The following is an 18,069-nucleotide window of genomic DNA, read 5'->3' on the forward strand; positions in this document are numbered from 1 at the left end:
TACATAATCAGATTTAAAATCTAATCGAAGAGTTAACTAGAGCAATCCACACTTGTTTGTTTATTAATTTATTAAAAAAAAATCAAAGGAGTTAAGAAAATTAAATTGTAACAAAAGATTAATTATATTAATTTCTCTTTGTGAAATTTATGAAGCAGACAAATATATACTTAATACATTTCCAGCTTAAGCTACGCAGTAGCAGTAAGAAAGCGAATTCACTGGAATAGTGATTATGAAAATACTGGAAGGGAGGAGTAAGCATTGCCAACAAAGAAACAATCTGAAAGGCAACAGATACGATGTAGCTGCGGAACTCAGTATCCCGCAGCTATGATATTGCATCACCAACCTAATAATTTTGATAAAAAATAAGCAATTGCACCAATAATAATAGGCGATATATAGAGAGTGAATATTTGACTGAATAATGAGTGCCGAGGGAATTCTACCTTGGCTTCCAGCTGTTCTTTAGTGACATCACTTTCTTTTGCTTTCTCAAGGATCACATGATCTTCAATCTGTTCCCTAATAAATTTAAATTGACGGTATATCCTCAAACCAGATGCACTCATCGCCAAACCAACAAACATCAGGAAATAGATGACTAAAAAACTAACATTCGCTCCTGTGAGCGCCGCCACATAATCTGGTGTTGGAGAATGTCTCCAGAAAAAATCTAAAAATGGTGTATTAAACTTAATCACGTCAGCCATCATTTTTAAAAAATCATTCAAGACTGCGTTAATACCATCACCTTTAACTCCATGCAGCCATACCAAATTGACTACTGAAACTAGAGTTGACAAAAAAGCGGGTATAAAAATAATCCAACCCAATAGCCGCTTCGTGATAGCTACATACCTTGCCTGTGAATACGTCATTGATACTCCTCATGCGCATATATCCAAAAGATTTCAAGTTGTAACGCGAAAGCGCGAAAGTAAGTGAATTAATCACCAGAAGCATATACTCTTCGCCTTTCAAATTTCCTTTTTATTGGCTGGGCAAGTTCATTTTTGACTAATTTGCTGCTCCCTTGCCGCCACGATGCAATGTAAAATCCATTGAGTATAGATATATGTTCTAGGCAAGGGCCAGTTAAATATTAGTGTTATATGTTAATAAATAAAAGATTTTTCTTTTTTACCCCCTGTTCAACCAGGATAAAACCCTCTATACTAGCGCACTGTATGCATAAACAGCAATCAGCTCCAGTAATCAATACAACAAACAATCTAGTATAAATAATTATGACAGCAGAAGGACACCTTCTCTTTTCAGTTGCCAGCCTTGTATTGGCTCACCAGCTAGAAATCACTCCAGAAATAGCACAGGGGGATTGGTTCCACATGATTCCCGGTGTACTTTTGGCTTCTTTATTACCAGATATTGATCATCCACATTCAACTTTAGGTAGATTATTCCGTTTTATTTCCGTTCCTATTGCTCGGCTTTGCGGGCACAGAGGGTTCACTCATAGCCTACTGGCTCTGACAGTCGGTGTTGTTCTGTTTCAGACTGAAATACCCCCTGAGTGGCCTATACCAACTGATTTTATCCATGCCATGCTCATAGGGTATATTAGCCACCTAATCGCAGATATGCTGACACCCGCAGGTATTCCTCTCTTATGGCCACTGAAAATGCGTTTTCGAATTCCTATCTTGAGGGGAAAAGAACGTAAAAAAGCAGAGCGCTTCATAGCAGTTTTACTTGTAGTAATTGCTATTCTTATTCCACAACATATCAATCTTTCATTTATGGATTATTTTGATAAATTGCAATTCGATAAACTGCAACTTGATAAATTACACATTGATAAATTACAAAATTTGTACAAATAATTGAATTTATTTTTAATCAAATAATGGTCCTATTTTGATAATAGGGCCAATCAAAAACATAAATATTATTTCTTTATTTTTACTTATTAATTTCACTATCTGGTATCTAACTTCTGAGTTACAGCTTGCGATTGTTGATAAATAAACTTATATATCAATCAGATAAATCAAATGACTTCATATTTTCTGAGGCACCCCCACTCACATGCTGGCTGACATTGAACGAAAGCAAAACAAATCCCATAAATACATATAACTAATAGTGCTATCTAGTGACAAATAATTATATTATATTCTCTAAAATTATAAGAAAGCTAATATTTATATTGATACCATAATTCTTTAATAAAATAATGGTAAAACTTTTCGCTATAACTCGAAGTGAATACATACCATAAAAGAATATTAGTCAGAATATTGGAGACTAGGGATGAATTTACCACTCATTATCAATGTGCTGGTTTTTACAGCACTACTCGTTATATTAGCAAAAACGAGTTCAGATCAATGGAGTCTATCCAAAAAAGTTCTTATTGCCTTAGTTGTTGGTGTCTTTTTTGGATTAGCATTAAATGTTATTTATGGTGCACATAACCCGATCGTGAAAGAATCAATTAAATGGTTCAACATCGTCGGCAATGGTTATGTGCAATTGTTACAAATGGTCATTATGCCATTAGTCTTTGCTTCTATACTAAGTGCAGTTGCACGTCTGCATAAAGCATCTTCCTTAGGTAAGATCAGCTTGCTGACCATTGGTACTTTACTGTTTACTACAGCGATTTCTGCTTTAATCAGTGTTGTTATCGCCAATATGTTTGGATTGACCGCTGCTGGATTAGTACAGGGGACACAAGAGGCTGCTCGTCTGTCAGCAATTGAGACAAACTATATTAATCGAGTTTCAGACCTGAGTGTACCGCAACTAATCCTCTCTTTTATTCCTAAAAATCCATTTGCAGATCTTACTGGAGCAAATCCGACCTCAATTATCAGCGTCGTCATTTTTGCAACATTTTTGGGAATTGCAGCTCTGCAAATGCTGAAAGATGACCAAGAACGCGGTGAACGTGCTCTTATCGCGATTGATACTATGCAAGCATGGGCAATGAAACTAGTCAGGCTGGTTATGCGCCTTACCCCATATGGAGTAATGGCATTAATGACCAAAGTAGTTGCCAGTTCAAATATTCATGATATTGCCCAATTAGGTAATTTTGTTGTTGCTTCCTACATTGCTATAGGTCTAATGTTTGTTGTACACGGCATTCTTTTAGCTATAACAGGTATCAACCCACTAAAATTCTTAAGAAAGGCAGGCCCTGCTCTGACATTTGCTTTTACCAGCCGCTCAAGTGCTGCAAGTATCCCGTTAAATGTTGAAACGCAAACACGTCGCATTGGTGTTCCTGAGTCTATAGCCAGCTTTTCCGCTTCATTTGGTGCGACTATCGGCCAAAACGGTTGTGCAGGAATTTATCCTGCTATGTTAGCGGCTATGATCGCTCCAACAGTTGGTATTGATCCTTTTGACCCTCTATGGATTGCAACTCTGGTGGGGATTGTGACTATCAGTTCTGCTGGTGTAGCTGGTGTTGGTGGTGGTGCTACGTTTGCTGCACTTATTGTTCTGCCAGCAATGGGATTGCCTGTCACTTTGGTCGCTTTATTAATCTCTGTTGAACCACTGATTGACATGGGGCGTACTGCTTTAAATGTTAATGGAGCTATGACTGCCGGCACAATTACCAGTCAGTTAATGAGTAAAACTGATAAAAAGCTATTTGATCAGGATTAAATAACCTAATGGTAAAAAAGCCGGGATTTATCATACATCCCGGCTTTTTTCATTTAGCTGTTTAGATTCTCATCTTTTAAATAGATGCAAGCCAAGCAGTATTACTTAATATATTCGCCGCTACGTAACGCTTCAATACGTTTATCCAAGGGTGGGTGAGATAAGAATAACTCACTAAAACTCTTCGATTTGCCATTGATACAAAACGCCATCATGCTACCTTCTTCCTGAGGCTCATAGCTTGTTTTGAGGCGCTGTAATGCAGCAATCATTTTCTCACGCCCGACAAGTTTTGCTGAACCTGCATCTGCGTGAAATTCACGATAACGAGAGAACCACATGGTAATAATACTTGCCAGAATACCAAATACAATTTCCAAAACCATGGAAAGGATCATATAAATAATAGGGTTGCCATTACTACTGCTTTCGCTCTCATCGTCACTGCTGGACAAGAAACTTGCAGCTGCTTGTGCAATGATACGTGAGATAAAGATAACGAATGTATTTACAATCCCTTGTAACAACGTCATTGTTACCATGTCACCATTAGCGATGTGGCTAACCTCATGAGCAATAACAGCTTCAGCTTCATCACGGCTCATATTATTCAGCAAGCCTGTACTAACAGCCACTAAAGACGCATTACGGCGCGCTCCTGTAGCGAATGCGTTAATATCTGGTGCGTCATAGATAGCAACCTGCGGCATAGTAATGCCGACTTGATCGGACTGACGGCGAACAGTTTCCATCAGCCAGAATTCCATTTCGTTAGACGGTTTTTCAATAACCTGCCCACCAACAGAACGTAATGCCATCCATTTTGACATTAACAAAGAAATAAATGCACCACCAAAACCAAACAAACCAGCCATAATCATAAGGCCGGCAACACTACTTCTCTGTACTCCCGTAAGTGAAAGTATTATCCCAAACACAACCATAACGGCAAGGTTGGTGAGCAGGAACAGGGCAATTCTCATCATATAAGTTTGCTTCCTTTAATAATCAAACAGTTCAACTAAAAGTAAATCATAAGATGGGGACTAAGACCATATTATTCAATTTCTTTAAGGTGTTAAGCGATAGAATCAACGTAACTTTACAATTTTACATAAGATCCAGCTAATAATACAAAAGTAAAAAAACCGACTCTAAAGTCGGCTTTTTATGCATTATGATATCCAAAACCACTACTATTTATTCTGAGTTATTTCAACTGGCTGGTGAGCCAAATCCAGAGCAATTTGTACGGACTCGTCTAAGTAAGGGTCTGGCCCTTTATAATCTTTAGCTAAGTCATCAAGCGACACAAGTAGTTTTTTGCCTTCACGTTTGAAGCGCTCATTGATACGATTTAGTTTAATCGCTTCATACTCTTTATTTTCTTTCTCTCGCTCTGCATAGTTTAATGAATAAACACCATGACGAGCTTTTAGTACCTTATAATAAGCGATATCCTGGTCAATATATTTAAATTCAGGATCATTAGCGATACGCTGGCGATGCAGTTTAGTTAATGATGGCACTAACTCTGAAATATTCTTTGAAGAAGAATAAACTGCTGGCTGGATACTATCCCAAGGCAAAGCATTATCTTCCTTACTTTCACCTATATCAGTAGGCTCTGCCCCTGTTGGCATAAGAATATCAGGTGTCACACCTTTAAGCTGAGTACTGCCACCATTTATCCGGTAAAACTTCTGAATGGTATATTGCACTGAACCAATTGCTGGCCAGTCAGGACTGAGCATTTGATCATAAATGCGATTCAGGGAACGATATTGTTGAACTGTTCCTTTACCAAAAGTCGGCTCACCAACAATTAATCCACGACCGTAATCTTGCATAGCAGCAGCAAAAATTTCAGATGCAGAAGCACTTAAATTATCAACTATAACAACCAAAGGGCCTTTATAATATATCGCTTCATCAGTATCTGAATCCTCTTTAATCCGCCCTGTATTATCTCGGATTTGAACAACCGGACCAGTTGTGATGAATAAACCAGAAAGTGAAACAGCTTCTGTCAGCGCGCCACCGCCATTACCACGTAAATCAATAACAATGGCCGAAACATTTTGCTTCGTTAGTTTTTGCAGTTGTACTTTTACATCATTAGTCAAACCAACATAAAAACTGGGAATATCAAGAATCCCCACTTTTTCTTTACCAACAGTTTTAACTGACATTTTAACTGCGTTGTCTTCAAGGCGAATATTTTCACGAGTTAACGTAATAATATGATTTTTTGCCCCTTTCGCACTTGGAATAATTTCAAGGCGGACTTTACTGCCTTTTGGCCCCTTAATCAGAGCAACAACATCTTCCAAACGCCAGCCAACAACATCTACAATAGGTTTACCTGCCTGCCCTACCCCAATAATTTTATCTCCAACTTTGAGCAAATTACTTTTGGCTGCCGGTCCCCCTGCTACTAGTGAGCGGACGGTTACGTATTCATCATCATATTGTAAAACAGCACCGATCCCTTCAAGTGAAAGGCTCATCTCGGAATTAAACTGCTCTGTATTACGAGGTGAAAGATAACTGGTATGAGGATCTATTTCACGAGCAAAAGCCATCATTATGATTTGAAAAACATCTTCACTTTTACTCTGAGTCAAATGTTTCAGCAAAGTCCTATAACGTTTTGTCAGCGTTTCCTTGATCTCTTTGTCATTTTTCCCTGACAGTTTAAGATTTATCCAATCTGACTTAATCTTTGCATCCCAAAGATTATTTAATTCTTCAACACTCGCAGGCCACGGTGCTTTATCACGTTCAGTCTCTAGCTTATCATTTCCATCTAAGCGGATAGGCTGCTCTAACGTGGAAAGAGCATATTGATAGCGTTCAAAACGACGTTTTTGCTGTAAGTTAAATAACGCATATGGAAGGTGTAAATCACCATTCTCAAGCTCTTTACCCAAAAGCCCTTTTTGTGTAGCAAATTGCGCGATATCTGATGCCAAAAAAATATTATGCCCATAATCGAGCATATTTAAGTAACGATCAAAGATCTTGCCTGAGAAATCGGCATCAAGATTGAAATGTCGGTAGTGAGAACTGAGAAAACGGGAAACAACCCGTTTACTTACTGTCGCATGTTGTGGTTCCGGTTTTAGATCGGGTAGCTGATTTATAGTAACAGTAAGCTGATTATTCCCAACTGTTGTTCCGGTAACAGGTACAGAAGTATTACTACGAGCAGCACCATCATTGACAGTATCTGCATACCCTGTACCAAAAAATGATAGCCCTAAAACGAAAGCCAAAGTAATGAGTTTGTTCATGCCCAAGTTGGCCTCCGTATCAGAACTTTAAGTGTTCTGCGCGTACAATCATTGCCAGACCAGTAGGTAACTGCACTCTTACACCATCTTTCGCAATTTCCAGCACAGAAGCATCCATTAGGCTTTTCCCTACATTCACTTTGATCGTCTGCCCGACTTTCAAAGAGGATACATCTGTAACTGAGGTTAACTCAGGTTGTGCAATTTTTTTGCTAGTTTTATCTGCTGGTTTACGCGATTGCTGCGGGCGCTCTTGCGAACGGGATGGACGTTTTTCATCCTTTTTACCTGCTTCCGGACGGCGACGAGGCGCAGCCTTTTTATTCACAGGACGTTCGCTTTTCTTGTCAGATACGTTTTCTGTTTCACGTTTTTTGGCACGTTGCTCAGCCCGTTGAGCCTGTACACGAGCTTTAGCTTCCGCTAACTGCTGGCGCGCATGTTCAATATGCTCAGCTTCCAGCTCACCACATGCATTACCGTCAAGGTCAACACGTTGAGCACCTTCTTTTACACCATAAAGGTAACGCCAACTGGAAGTATACAAGCGCAGAGCAGAACGGAGTTGTGTTTTACTTAAACACTCTTCGCCCTGAATGCGTTCAACGATATCCTGAAAGATCCCGATTTTCAAAGGACGTGCTTCACCTTCTGCGGCGAAACATAACGGGAAACGATCAGCCAAAAAAGCAATGACTTCTTTACTACTGTTCAACTTAGGTTGATTTTCCATGAAATTTCCTGATTACAACGGTTTTGCCAACCAGCGCAGGCATGAACAGGCGACATTATAATGGTGTTGCCGATAAATGCCACGTCATACATAAGTTAAGTTACATTCTGTTGCAGATATTTTGGCACAACACATTGCCCCAAATGCTCACAAAGCCTGCTAACAAGGGCTTTCAAGCCATGTTCATCGTATTCATCGAACCGGTCAAAAACCGTGCTGTCAATATCGAGAACGCCAATAACTTGCCCATTAATTTCCAAAGGAAGGACAATTTCAGCATTACTATTGGCATCACAGGCTATATGACCGGGAAAAGCATGCACATCAGAAATACGCTGAATACTATTCTTTTCTACAGCGGTTCCACATACCCCTTTCCCTATAGGAATACGAACACAAGCAATTTTGCCCTGAAATGGCCCTAAAACTAGGGTATCACCATCTACCAAGTAAAAGCCAACCCAATTAACATTATCCAAATGTTCATATAACAATGAACTTGTATTTGCAAGAGACGCGATCAGGTTATACTCGCCTGATAATAATGCCATCAAGCTATCTGATAAATTTTCATAGAGTTTATACTTATCCATATACACCTATACAAAGTAGTCAAGCACAACAAATGAACAACAATAAATTAACGAACAGGGATTCTTATTAAAGATATCAGTCACTCCGATAAATTTTCTGCTATCCCTTGTATTCGCTGCCCCAGCTTAAAGCCCGAAGCACAGAATTAGAATTTTCTTTCGAGAATTTTACCAGTATTCACTTTTAAAATTCAGTTAGTTATCACAGCTTATATTATAAAACTACCTGATTTGCAGTCCAAACCGTGTTCCTGTTCAAATTATTATCCAATATTCTCTCTACCGACGAATGGTTGTTTATTACAATTTTTTTGTGTTTGTTTGTCACTACATTATTGCCATTCAAAGTCTACTGAACAAATTATACAAATTAGGAAAAACATGAACCTGTGAAAAAAGAGTAAAATTATTCACTAATTATGGTAAGCATAATAAAAAAAGGCCGAGCTCATTCCTCTACTCGGCCTAGGGAAAATGGCTCTGTTAGAGAGCCGTGCGCTAAAATGCCATTGAGACGTAGAACAACTTACCTCTTAAAGAGTAGTTGACACATGGTAATTTACCAATTTTGGTTAATTTATTAGCACATTAATTGACATTTCATTCATATTAACAATAAAAATCACTTATCTTTTTTGTCACCTGATTTATAATCACATAAAGACATAGCTGCCTTTTGAAATGGTTTAATACTCATTTTTTGATTATTATCCTCGGGATCATCCAGAAGTATTGTACTTAGCGGTGTAGCAATCACCTGATGCGCTTGCACAAGTTCTTCTGCTCGTTCATTAAGTGGGTATTGCATAAGCGTACTGGGGTTGATCACGAACAATGCACCTCCTGAACGGCAATCAAGCATAACCTCTTCACGGGTGAAAGCCCACTGCTTACCAAACTGTAATTTACTTACAGTTTGTATTGGAGCCGCTATCCCCTGAAAAGAAAAAAACAAAAAAGATAAAACACAAAATACTCGTTTCATTGTTATTCCCCAGATAAATACACAACCCGAATTCTAACGCCCTTTTCCCTGTTTATATAGCTAAGACTACACTCATTACCATAACCAATACACTTAACTGCACTACACCATACTTTCAGGGAAATGACAGCGCAGAAACTCTGCGCTTATGCGTTTAATACGAAATACAGTTGAAAAATGGTTAAGCCGACCAAAATGGAATATGCCGCATGTAAATAAGGATCACACAGGAGGTTCTGTTGCAAAAATAGCAACGCATAGCAGGGCAGCTGTTCCCAGAATGATTTCCAGCCAACTGTTGATCATTAGCAATTCATAGCGCCCTTTTTGCTTTAATTTAGGCACTAGGATATAACGATTGATTAAGGCTAAGAGAACCATAATTGTGACCAATATTATTTTTAGCCATAACATTGATTGGTATTCGGAGGTCGGGACATCAAGAGTTGGCCAGCCCGGAATTAAAATGATGCTACTGACAATACCTGTGGCAATTACCAAAAAAACGGCCAGATGCCCATAATTAGAAAATCGTCTCATCGCAGCAACACTTTCATCATAAAGGCGATTCTCCATGCCTCCATACCCCACCTTATCAGGAGTTGGATTCAAGCCGGCACTACCTTTCAGACGTAAAAATTGCAAGCACAGCAAAAACGGCCATAATCCACCAAACCAATAGCCTGCACTGAGTAAGTGGACAACCTGATTTAGTTGAAGCAGTTGACCAAGTTCCCCTTCATACATAGCGGCATGCCCAATGAAGGCATGGCTTGAAAGCAAAACAACAGAGCAGCCTAATAATAAAAAGTGCTTTACTTGAGAACTACCGGCATTAGTACGTAAAAAGAGTATCCCCACCACAGCAAGTGTTGCAACCAACAATTGCCACTGCCATACCTTGCCAAAAGCAGTCCCTAATACGGCCTGCCATATTTCAGGCTGGTAAGCATCGTGCCAGCCATCTCCCATCAGCCCGGCCTGTACAATAAACCAGACGATTGAAGTAATAAAAGCCAGAGCAGTACTAATCCCTAAAGCAGACTTCAGCCGTTTTCTAATCAATACTGAAAAGTGGCCTGATGCAAGTAAAGTAATGAACAGACTAAGCCCGAACATTAGCATTACAACCACAAAGTGGAAAAAACGGCAGAGTACGTATAATGCCTCGAGTGAAATCATTATCTTACGGTAAAGTTATAGACACCTTTTGTTTTATGACCATCGACTGACAACACACTCCAGTCAACGCGATATTCTCCGGCAGAAAGTTTGGCTTCAACCGGCAGAATCAACTTGGTTTTAGTTTCTGGATCAAGCTCCAGTTTTCCTGTTTTAATTTCTTGTTTTTCCGGACCAATTAATTTTACTTTGCTGAATCCGAGTTCAATGCGTTCTGAAAAACTCAGGGTTATAGCTTGTGGTGCAGCTTCAACCGTTGTATTTTCAGCCGGAGTTTGATCTTTTAAGTGGGCATGCGCTAAAGCCTGTTGGCAGGATATACCAACAAACAAAACAACCAAGGCAGATAATTTAGTCCAGAATGAGCGAATGCTAAAAATAGTCATAAATATATAACCCTTTAATATAAAGACGAATTTTATAATTGAGAGGATTCTATATCAAAAGACCAGTTTAATCTGTGGTAAAAGGCCGGACCTGTGAAGCACCACGCAAAAACAATAGTGGAAAATAAAACGAAAAAACCGTGACTCCTGCTTGACATAGTCAAAAAACAGAAATCACGGTCCAAAAATCCATCAGACAGATAGAGACTAGTTTATTATAAACTCTTCTCAGGCGTGGGCTGCATGTGCAGGAACAGATAACCCTTTCAAATCCTTATCCAGTAAGAATAAAGATTTACCACTTTCACCCACCATACCCAGTTTATCCAGAATAGATTTGAATAACTTCTCTTCTTCATGCTGTTCAGAAACATACCACTGTAAGAAGTTAAAAGTAGAATAATCCTGAGTGGTCATCGCCAGATGGGCCAGTTTATTAATCTCTTCAGTGATCAGTTTTTCATGCTCATAGGTCTGATTGAATACATCAGAAATGGAACTGAATTCAACGGGTGGAGCCTGAATCGCGCCCAGTACAGGCATTGCTCCTGTATCGCCCAGATAATCAAATAAGCGTTGCATATGCTGCATTTCTTCCTGTGAATGGGCTCTCAGAAATGCTGCCGCTCCTTCGTACCCTTTATCACTACACCATGCACTCATTTGCAGATATAAATTAGCAGAATAAAATTCTAGATTTAATTGCTCATTTAATTTCGTGATCATTTCTTGTTTCAACATTAGCCCAATCTCCTGATGATTAATTAACTGGAGCATATTATGCCTATTAAAAACCAATAAAACAAAAATAAATTAAAAATAAATAACAAATTGATAATTAATGATTTATGTTCATTCTTTAACAAGAATAAATCTCATTAAATATAAGGAAATAATAATCAATTTTATTTGATTAAATATTTATTAAAATAAAACCAATTTAATAGAAATGATAATTGATATTATTAATCTTTACTAGAGTGTTTTTTATTCAAATAACAGCTTGCTAAATGAACGAGACTCTATTAATTTTATCTCCTGAAGATATATCTTATAGATTTCAAGAATCAACTTGAGCGGTAAGAGGTATACATAGTATTTTTTGGAGACAATATGATAGAGCATAATTTAGCCAGACTATCAAAAGATGAGATGGACAAAGTCAACACTGATTTAGCGGCATCAGGAGTTGCATTTAAAGAGCGTTATAATATGCCTGTCATTCCGGATAATGTTGAACAAACTCAGCCACAACATCTGAGGGAATATTTTCAGCAACGGTTGAGGCATTACCGTCAGCAATCAAGGTCTTTATCACGTTTACCTTACGAGCCCAAAAGCCGTTAAAAAATAGCAAATAAAAAATAGTAAAAAGTAACCACTGCGTGAGCAAGTGGTTACCTCATCTACTTTCCAACAAACTTATCCGTTGCCTTGATTAACTGATGCAAAATACCCGGTTCATCAAAAGAGTGACCTGCTCCTTCAATAATATGAAGTTCAGCTTCTGGCCATGCTTTTGCCAGATCCCAGGCATTCTGTACCTGACATGCCATATCATAGCGTCCATGAATAATGACTGCTGGAATATGTCTGATAGCATCAATATGATCTAATAGTTGCTGCGTCTCATCCATAAAACCGTTATGGGTAAAATAATGATTTTCAATACGTGCAATTGCCAGAGCAAACTGTTCTTCTGCAAATGAATCTGCATGTTCAGAAGGTAACAGTGTGATAGTTTCACCTTCCCAGGTACTCCATAGTTGAGCGGCTTCCAACTGTACGGCAGGATCACTACTTATCAGACGTTTCCGATAAGCACTAATCACATCTTCGCGCTCTTCTTCAGAAAGAATGGATAATATACGCTCCCATTTTTCCGGAAAAAATCGGGAAGCACCTTCCTGATAATACCATTGCAATTCCTGAGGCCGGAGTAGGAATATTCCCCTTAATACCAGCTCTGATACAGCATGGGGATGTTTCTGGGCATAAGCCAGAGATAATGTTGAACCCCATGAACCACCAAAAACCAGCCAATTATCAACGCCCATTAGTGTACGTAAGCGTTCAATATCATCGACCAGATGCCAGGTTGTATTATTCTCAAGGCTTGCATGAGGCTTAGAACGCCCACAACCACGCTGGTCAAATAGCATGACATGGTAATGTTCAGGGTTGAATAGCTGCCGATGGTAGTGGGCTATTTCTCCGCCCGGTCCTCCGTGAATAAATACCGCAGGTTTACCTTTGGGATTACCGCACAGTTCCCAGTAAATCTGGTGCCCGTCTCCGGTATCCAGATAGCCAGTCTTATATGCATCATAAGCCGGATAAAGTTTCCGTAATTCCGTCATAGAGACCTCTCAATCAGAAACACCCACTGGGTTCCAAATTGTGTCCGCCAGTAAGAGAGTGACAAAGTTGCCGAAGCAACCAAAAGTGGCTCCATTGGGAAGCAAGAGCCTTTAGTTAATCCCCCCGGAAGCATAACTCATATGTGGTAGGAATAAGAGAGCGTAACCAACAAATAGGTAACTTGAAAGACACAAGGCATAAAAAGGGATACGTTTCCAGTATCCCGAACACATGTGAAGCTATCATGACTCTTTAATTACCGGATTTCGCTATAGCTGATAGTCTCTTTCTGGCAATCGATTGTGACATTATAGTTTTTGTCATTTTTAGTGCCCCTGACAACTAACGGAACCTGCAATGCGTCTTTATCACCAGTAATATCGTTGACATTTACCCATGCTACGGGTTTTGCAGTACCTAACTGTTTCCTGTCCTTATCCCAGTGATTAAGACGATTTTGCAGGAAATCTTGTTTAACTTGTGCGGCTATTTGATCTTTAGTCAGATTTTTGCAGGAAACAAATTTAGCGACATGGTCATTTTCAGCAGCTAATACAGCAGTTGTAAACGCAAAAGAAAGTGCAACGGCCACATTCAATAACCCTGCACGATGGATGAATTGTTTTATCTTCATGTTACCTCCTATTACCATCCAAATAGTATGGATTAATGTTAGGTTAAACTAACATGTAATAGAAAGTAATTATGTGAGTTTTGTTAAAAATGCGTTGTGACTATTTTACGTCATCCTCAAACAAAACATGGATCTGCTCTTTATCCTGATGTTTTTCCCTCAGTTCCTGAGCCACAATCACGATTGCTTCTCCACTGCTCATCCCTTCAGAAATAAGTTGATGAATCCTTTCCACAGCAATCTGTTGTTCTTCATGGGACAGTGCCGGCATACCTGAAAACATGGCGTTTACCTCTAATATATAGTAATAATTGATGATGATTGTGATTATATACGCAATCAATTTTAAGTTGCAGTATGACAGCAAGTGAACCGGTGTACCATTCTATGATAATCTCCGCCAATTAATCAGTTATTTTTGAATTGCCCTGCCAATACGGGTTCCACCATGAAGATTGCATTACAAAAACGTCAGTTACCTTATTTCCCTGATCTTGCAGCCAGCTATTTTGCTCCTCTTTCTGCCTCTCCTTGGGCAATGTTGTTACATTCAGGAGCTGCTCAACATTCACATAATCGCTTTGATATTATTGTTGCTGAACCAATCATCACTCTTGTGACACAAGGAAACTCTACCGAAATCAAAAGTCATGATGCTGTCTCTCATTCTCAAGAAGATCCTTTTCTTTTACTAAAAAAGCATCTTAATGACTGCAATATTACCCCTCAGTTTGATCCTGACCTGCCCTTTCAGGGAGGAGCATTGGGAATATGGGGATATGATCTCGGGCGATGGACTGAAAAGCTACCAGCGACAACCATTAATGAATTGAATTTCCCGGATATGGCCATTGGGATCTACGATTGGTGTCTTATCATTGACCACCACCAGCAAAAAGCAACTTTATTAAGCTATCACGATATTGATACTCGCCTGGCATGGCTGGAAGCACACACCCAGCACCGCGAAACAAATTTTGCCCTCACCAGCGCATGGCAATCCAATATGAGTGAGCTGCAATATCATGAAAAAATTGCGCATATTCATCGTTATTTGCGTAATGGCGATTGCTATCAGGTTAATCTGGCACAGCGTTTTCACGCCGATTATCAGGGCGATGAGTGGCAGGCTTTCAGGCAACTCAACGAATCTAATCGCGCTCCTTTTTCAGCTTTCATTCGTTTGCCTGAAAATTGCGTCATCAGTGTTTCACCCGAACGGTTTTTATTACTGGAAGATAATAAAATTCAGACCCGGCCGATCAAAGGCACATTGCCACGTGAACAAGACCCGGAAAAAGATCGATTACAAGCTGAAAAATTAGCCAAATCCCGGAAAGACCGCGCGGAAAATCTGATGATCGTTGATCTCCTCAGAAATGATATCGGGCGTGTAGCGGAGGCGGGATCAGTTAAAGTCCCCGAATTATTCGTTGTTGAACCTTTTCCGGCAGTCCATCACCTTGTCAGTACCATTACTGCAACATTGCCGGACGAATATCACGCAACAGATTTACTGCGAGCCTGTTTTCCCGGAGGTTCTATCACGGGTGCTCCAAAAATTCGGGCCATGGAAATCATTGAAGAATTAGAACCACATCGCAGACATGGATATTGTGGAGCTATTGGCTATATTAGTTTCTGCGGTACAATGGACAGCAATATTACTATACGCACCCTATTGACAGAAAAAGGAAAAGTGTACTGCTGGGCTGGTGGGGGAATTGTTGCTGACAGCACTGCGGAAAAAGAGTATCAGGAAACATTCGATAAACTTGGACATATCTTACCGAAATTAAGGGAACTCCATACATCATGACATCTCTTTCTGATTTTATTCATCGGTTTCAACTGCAAATTCCCGTACAACCGGATTATCCGGTCAACAATCAGCGGAATGCCGCTGTATTACTGCCGATTATTTGTAAGCCCGAGCCTACACTGTTACTTACCCAACGGGCCAGGCATCTACGTTCACATGCAGGGCAGGTTGCTTTCCCCGGTGGCGCGGCTGATCCGGAAGATCATTCACTGGCTGCCACCGCGCTACGTGAAGCCGAAGAAGAGGTCAATATTCCATATCATCAGGTACAGGTTCTGGGGCAGTTAGCCCCTATGGAAAGCAGCAGCGGGTATCATGTCACTCCTGTCGTCGGGTTAGTTTCGCCGCCCTTCTCTTTTCAGGCCAACCCAACAGAAGTAGACAATTTTTTTGAAATCCCGCTTTTTGATGCGCTCTCTCTTCCCAACTATCAGTATTTGGATGTTAAGAAGCATAACCGCCAACATCGGATCTACTTTTATTGGTATCGTGGGCAAATGATCTGGGGATTAACTGCCTCAATTATTTATCGGCTGGCTCAACAAGTCCAAAACTAGAGCTAAAAATAACCACTAACAAACATTATTTGCACATTTATTGTCCGAAATCATACCAATAACTATTATAATTAAAAAAAAACTGTAAACTCCTTTATCAACACCACTAAATAACAGTAAAGTAACGCGCTTTATTATAAATATACTATATCTCTTTCTTCTTTAAGGAGTCTGGCGTGATTAGCGTTTTCGACATGTTTAAGGTGGGTATCGGCCCATCCAGCTCTCATACTGTTGGTCCTATGAAAGCAGGAAAACAATTTGTCGATGATCTTGTAAACCAGGGGCTTATGTCCTCTATCACGCGTGTAGCCGTTGATGTATACGGCTCACTTTCATTAACCGGGAAAGGTCATCATACGGATATCGCCATTATCATGGGGTTGGCCGGTAATATGCCTGCAACTGTTGATATTGATTCAATCCCTGGTTTTATTCGTGATGTTGAGCAAACTCAACGTTTGCCGCTGGCAAATGGTTTACATATAGTCGATTTTCCTCGTGACGGAGGCATGAATTTCCGGAGCGATAACCTTTCATTACATGAAAATGGCATGCAAATCCATGCATTTGCAGGTGACGAAAATGTTTACAGCAAAACCTACTACTCTATCGGTGGTGGTTTTATTGTTGATGAAGAACATTTCGGTAAGCCATCTCAGGATACAAAGCCTGTTTCTTATCCATTCAGCTCTGCTGCTGAATTACTGATGAATTGCAGCAAAACAGGCCTGTCCCTTTCCGGCCTGATGATGAAAAACGAGCTGGATTTACATAGCAAAGAAGAAATTGCTGAATACTTTGCAGATGTATGGGATACCATGCAAGCCTGTATTGAACGAGGCCTGAATACAGAAGGCGTTTTACCCGGCCCTCTGCGTGTACCGCGCCGTGCTGCGGCTTTGCATCGTATGCTGACATCATCAAACAAACTTTCAAACGACCCGATGAACGTTGTTGATTTAATCAACATGTTTGCTTTGGCAGTCAATGAAGAAAATGCCGCTGGCGGCCGAGTTGTTACAGCACCAACCAATGGCGCATGTGGGATCGTTCCAGCAGTACTGGCTTACTACAATCACTGCATCGAACCAGTTACTCCTGAGCTGTATACGCGCTACTTCTTAGCCTCAGGTGCAATCGGTATTCTGTATAAGATGAATGCTTCTATTTCCGGTGCAGAAGTTGGCTGTCAGGGAGAAGTTGGGGTTGCCTGTTCAATGGCGGCGGCAGGTCTGGCAGAATTGCTCGGCGCAAGCCCTGAGCAGGTGTGCATTGCCGCTGAAATCGGCATGGAACACAACCTTGGTTTGACTTGTGACCCAGTTGCCGGACAAGTACAGGTTCCATGTATCGAACGTAATGCAATCGCGTCGGTTAAAGCGATCAATGCTGCTCGTATGGCATTGCGCCGCACCAGTGAACCACGCGTTTCACTCGATAAAGTTATTGAAACGATGTACGAAACTGGCAAAGACATGAATGCCAAATACCGTGAAACATCACGTGGTGGTCTGGCCATAAAAGTACAGTGTGACTAATCAAATCTGTAAGTTATCAATATGGCATAAGTTAAATAGCGACATTCTTTAAGTTCAAATTTGGCTTATCCGGAAAAATCCCTGCTAATATAGTAGGGATTTTTTTTGGCTGAAACGGATCAAAGAAGTATATTTTTTCCTCTTTTCTATTTAAAACATCTCTTTCTTTTTATCTAAAGATTAACAAAATGTTACCGGAAACAGACATTAAGACCAAAAAATAAAAAATAAAAGAATTAATTAATTTTTATTTGCCATAATTAAAATTAAAATATTATTTTTACCTATCAAAATAGTTCGACTTAAATTTTCTGACTGATAGCAATTTTCTTGA

The 18,069-nt window shown here is 39.8% G+C and carries 18 protein-coding genes; 6 read left to right on the forward strand and 12 right to left on the reverse strand.

Translation table 11 applies throughout. The features are described from left to right. Nucleotides 1–344: 344 nt before the first annotated feature. Nucleotides 345–884: a YniB family protein gene (locus AACX38_RS07175; RefSeq protein WP_228862875.1), complete on the reverse strand. Its 540-nt coding sequence runs from the start codon at nucleotides 882–884 to the stop codon at nucleotides 345–347. A 369-nt stretch (nucleotides 885–1,253) separates the two neighbouring features. On the opposite strand from AACX38_RS07175, the gene AACX38_RS07180 reads away from it, so the two are divergent. Together AACX38_RS07180 and AACX38_RS07185 are read left to right on the forward strand one after the other, a co-directional pair. Continuing rightward, nucleotides 1,254–1,847 carry a metal-dependent hydrolase gene (locus AACX38_RS07180; RefSeq protein WP_099121592.1) on the forward strand — a complete coding sequence of 198 codons (594 nt, stop codon included), beginning with the start codon at nucleotides 1,254–1,256 and terminating at the stop codon, nucleotides 1,845–1,847. A 430-nt stretch (nucleotides 1,848–2,277) separates the two neighbouring features. Further along, nucleotides 2,278–3,645: an L-cystine transporter gene (locus tag AACX38_RS07185; RefSeq protein ID WP_228862876.1), complete on the forward strand. Its 1,368-nt coding sequence runs from the start codon at nucleotides 2,278–2,280 to the stop codon at nucleotides 3,643–3,645. A 101-nt stretch (nucleotides 3,646–3,746) separates the two neighbouring features. Here AACX38_RS07185 and htpX read toward each other — a convergent pair whose 3' ends face one another. The 8 genes from htpX to ftnA form a co-directional block, all read right to left on the reverse strand. Continuing rightward, nucleotides 3,747–4,631, reverse strand: coding sequence for a protease HtpX (gene htpX, locus AACX38_RS07190; protein WP_228862877.1), 885 nt, complete (start codon nucleotides 4,629–4,631; stop codon nucleotides 3,747–3,749). Between the two features lie 210 nt (nucleotides 4,632–4,841). Further along, nucleotides 4,842–6,941, reverse strand: coding sequence for a carboxy terminal-processing peptidase (prc, locus tag AACX38_RS07195; RefSeq protein WP_228862878.1), 2,100 nt, complete (start codon nucleotides 6,939–6,941; stop codon nucleotides 4,842–4,844). A 19-nt stretch (nucleotides 6,942–6,960) separates the two neighbouring features. Continuing rightward, nucleotides 6,961–7,674: an RNA chaperone ProQ gene (gene proQ, locus AACX38_RS07200; RefSeq protein ID WP_099121595.1), complete on the reverse strand. Its 714-nt coding sequence runs from the start codon at nucleotides 7,672–7,674 to the stop codon at nucleotides 6,961–6,963. 95 nt (nucleotides 7,675–7,769) lie between these two features. Continuing rightward, nucleotides 7,770–8,267, reverse strand: a complete 498-nt coding sequence (locus AACX38_RS07205) for a GAF domain-containing protein (protein WP_099108202.1) — start codon at nucleotides 8,265–8,267, stop codon at nucleotides 7,770–7,772. A gap of 622 nt (nucleotides 8,268–8,889) precedes the next feature. Then, nucleotides 8,890–9,252: a YebY family protein gene (locus tag AACX38_RS07210; RefSeq protein ID WP_099121596.1), complete on the reverse strand. Its 363-nt coding sequence runs from the start codon at nucleotides 9,250–9,252 to the stop codon at nucleotides 8,890–8,892. Between the two features lie 222 nt (nucleotides 9,253–9,474). Then, a complete protein-coding gene (copD, locus tag AACX38_RS07215; protein ID WP_228862879.1) occupies nucleotides 9,475–10,434 on the reverse strand; it encodes a copper homeostasis membrane protein CopD in 960 nt (319 codons plus the stop codon). Beyond that, on the reverse strand, nucleotides 10,434–10,820 hold the full coding sequence (gene copC / locus AACX38_RS07220) for a copper homeostasis periplasmic binding protein CopC (protein WP_228860585.1): 387 nt from the start codon (nucleotides 10,818–10,820) through the stop codon (nucleotides 10,434–10,436). The genes copD and copC overlap by 1 nt, the downstream gene beginning before the upstream one ends. A gap of 228 nt (nucleotides 10,821–11,048) precedes the next feature. After that, the gene (gene ftnA, locus AACX38_RS07225) at nucleotides 11,049–11,561 is read right to left on the reverse strand and encodes a non-heme ferritin (RefSeq protein ID WP_099108206.1); all 513 of its coding nucleotides are present in this window, start codon (nucleotides 11,559–11,561) and stop codon (nucleotides 11,049–11,051) included. A 375-nt stretch (nucleotides 11,562–11,936) separates the two neighbouring features. Here ftnA and AACX38_RS07230 point away from each other — a divergent pair, with 375 nt between their 5' ends. Next, nucleotides 11,937–12,167: a DNA polymerase III subunit theta gene (locus AACX38_RS07230; protein WP_099121612.1), complete on the forward strand. Its 231-nt coding sequence runs from the start codon at nucleotides 11,937–11,939 to the stop codon at nucleotides 12,165–12,167. A 59-nt stretch (nucleotides 12,168–12,226) separates the two neighbouring features. On the opposite strand, the gene pip is transcribed toward AACX38_RS07230, so the two are convergent. The 3 genes from pip to AACX38_RS07245 all read right to left on the reverse strand — a co-directional run bounded on the left by pip (nucleotide 12,227) and on the right by AACX38_RS07245 (nucleotide 14,098). Beyond that, nucleotides 12,227–13,180, reverse strand: a complete 954-nt coding sequence (pip, locus tag AACX38_RS07235; protein WP_228862880.1) for a prolyl aminopeptidase — start codon at nucleotides 13,178–13,180, stop codon at nucleotides 12,227–12,229. Between the two features lie 257 nt (nucleotides 13,181–13,437). After that, nucleotides 13,438–13,815 carry a protein YebF gene (gene yebF / locus AACX38_RS07240; protein ID WP_228862881.1) on the reverse strand — a complete coding sequence of 126 codons (378 nt, stop codon included), beginning with the start codon at nucleotides 13,813–13,815 and terminating at the stop codon, nucleotides 13,438–13,440. Between the two features lie 100 nt (nucleotides 13,816–13,915). After that, entirely contained in the window at nucleotides 13,916–14,098 is a 183-nt protein-coding gene (locus AACX38_RS07245) for a YoaH family protein (protein WP_228862882.1), read from the reverse strand. 165 nt (nucleotides 14,099–14,263) lie between these two features. On the opposite strand from AACX38_RS07245, the gene pabB reads away from it, so the two are divergent. From pabB to AACX38_RS07260, 3 genes are all read left to right on the forward strand, one after another. Further along, complete coding sequence (gene pabB / locus AACX38_RS07250) at nucleotides 14,264–15,634, forward strand: aminodeoxychorismate synthase component 1 (RefSeq protein ID WP_228862883.1); 1,371 nt, start codon at nucleotides 14,264–14,266, stop codon at nucleotides 15,632–15,634. Then, the gene (locus AACX38_RS07255; RefSeq protein ID WP_228862884.1) at nucleotides 15,631–16,194 is read left to right on the forward strand and encodes a CoA pyrophosphatase; all 564 of its coding nucleotides are present in this window, start codon (nucleotides 15,631–15,633) and stop codon (nucleotides 16,192–16,194) included. Before pabB ends, AACX38_RS07255 begins: the two co-directional genes overlap by 4 nt. A gap of 176 nt (nucleotides 16,195–16,370) precedes the next feature. Beyond that, nucleotides 16,371–17,735: an L-serine ammonia-lyase gene (locus AACX38_RS07260; RefSeq protein ID WP_099120599.1), complete on the forward strand. Its 1,365-nt coding sequence runs from the start codon at nucleotides 16,371–16,373 to the stop codon at nucleotides 17,733–17,735. Nucleotides 17,736–18,069 lie beyond the last annotated feature (334 nt).

The sequence above is a fragment of the Xenorhabdus sp. PB30.3 genome (assembly GCF_963895965.1).
GTDB lineage: Bacteria > Pseudomonadota > Gammaproteobacteria > Enterobacterales > Enterobacteriaceae > Xenorhabdus > Xenorhabdus stockiae.

What these genes read in the sequence shown, in the direction of transcription:
- AACX38_RS07175 (WP_228862875.1), bottom strand. Translation starts at nt 884, where the DNA reads ATGACGTATTCACAGGCAAGGTATGTAGCTATCACGAAGCGGCTATTG.
- AACX38_RS07180 (WP_099121592.1), top strand. Translation starts at nt 1,254, where the DNA reads ATGACAGCAGAAGGACACCTTCTCTTTTCAGTTGCCAGCCTTGTATTG.
- AACX38_RS07185 (WP_228862876.1), top strand. Translation starts at nt 2,278, where the DNA reads ATGAATTTACCACTCATTATCAATGTGCTGGTTTTTACAGCACTACTC.
- htpX (WP_228862877.1), bottom strand. Translation starts at nt 4,631, where the DNA reads ATGATGAGAATTGCCCTGTTCCTGCTCACCAACCTTGCCGTTATGGTT.
- prc (WP_228862878.1), bottom strand. Translation starts at nt 6,941, where the DNA reads ATGAACAAACTCATTACTTTGGCTTTCGTTTTAGGGCTATCATTTTTT.
- proQ (WP_099121595.1), bottom strand. Translation starts at nt 7,674, where the DNA reads ATGGAAAATCAACCTAAGTTGAACAGTAGTAAAGAAGTCATTGCTTTT.
- AACX38_RS07205 (WP_099108202.1), bottom strand. Translation starts at nt 8,267, where the DNA reads ATGGATAAGTATAAACTCTATGAAAATTTATCAGATAGCTTGATGGCA.
- AACX38_RS07210 (WP_099121596.1), bottom strand. Translation starts at nt 9,252, where the DNA reads ATGAAACGAGTATTTTGTGTTTTATCTTTTTTGTTTTTTTCTTTTCAG.
- copD (WP_228862879.1), bottom strand. Translation starts at nt 10,434, where the DNA reads ATGATTTCACTCGAGGCATTATACGTACTCTGCCGTTTTTTCCACTTT.
- copC (WP_228860585.1), bottom strand. Translation starts at nt 10,820, where the DNA reads ATGACTATTTTTAGCATTCGCTCATTCTGGACTAAATTATCTGCCTTG.
- ftnA (WP_099108206.1), bottom strand. Translation starts at nt 11,561, where the DNA reads ATGTTGAAACAAGAAATGATCACGAAATTAAATGAGCAATTAAATCTA.
- pip (WP_228862880.1), bottom strand. Translation starts at nt 13,180, where the DNA reads ATGACGGAATTACGGAAACTTTATCCGGCTTATGATGCATATAAGACT.
- yebF (WP_228862881.1), bottom strand. Translation starts at nt 13,815, where the DNA reads ATGAAGATAAAACAATTCATCCATCGTGCAGGGTTATTGAATGTGGCC.
- AACX38_RS07245 (WP_228862882.1), bottom strand. Translation starts at nt 14,098, where the DNA reads ATGTTTTCAGGTATGCCGGCACTGTCCCATGAAGAACAACAGATTGCT.
- pabB (WP_228862883.1), top strand. Translation starts at nt 14,264, where the DNA reads ATGAAGATTGCATTACAAAAACGTCAGTTACCTTATTTCCCTGATCTT.
- AACX38_RS07255 (WP_228862884.1), top strand. Translation starts at nt 15,631, where the DNA reads ATGACATCTCTTTCTGATTTTATTCATCGGTTTCAACTGCAAATTCCC.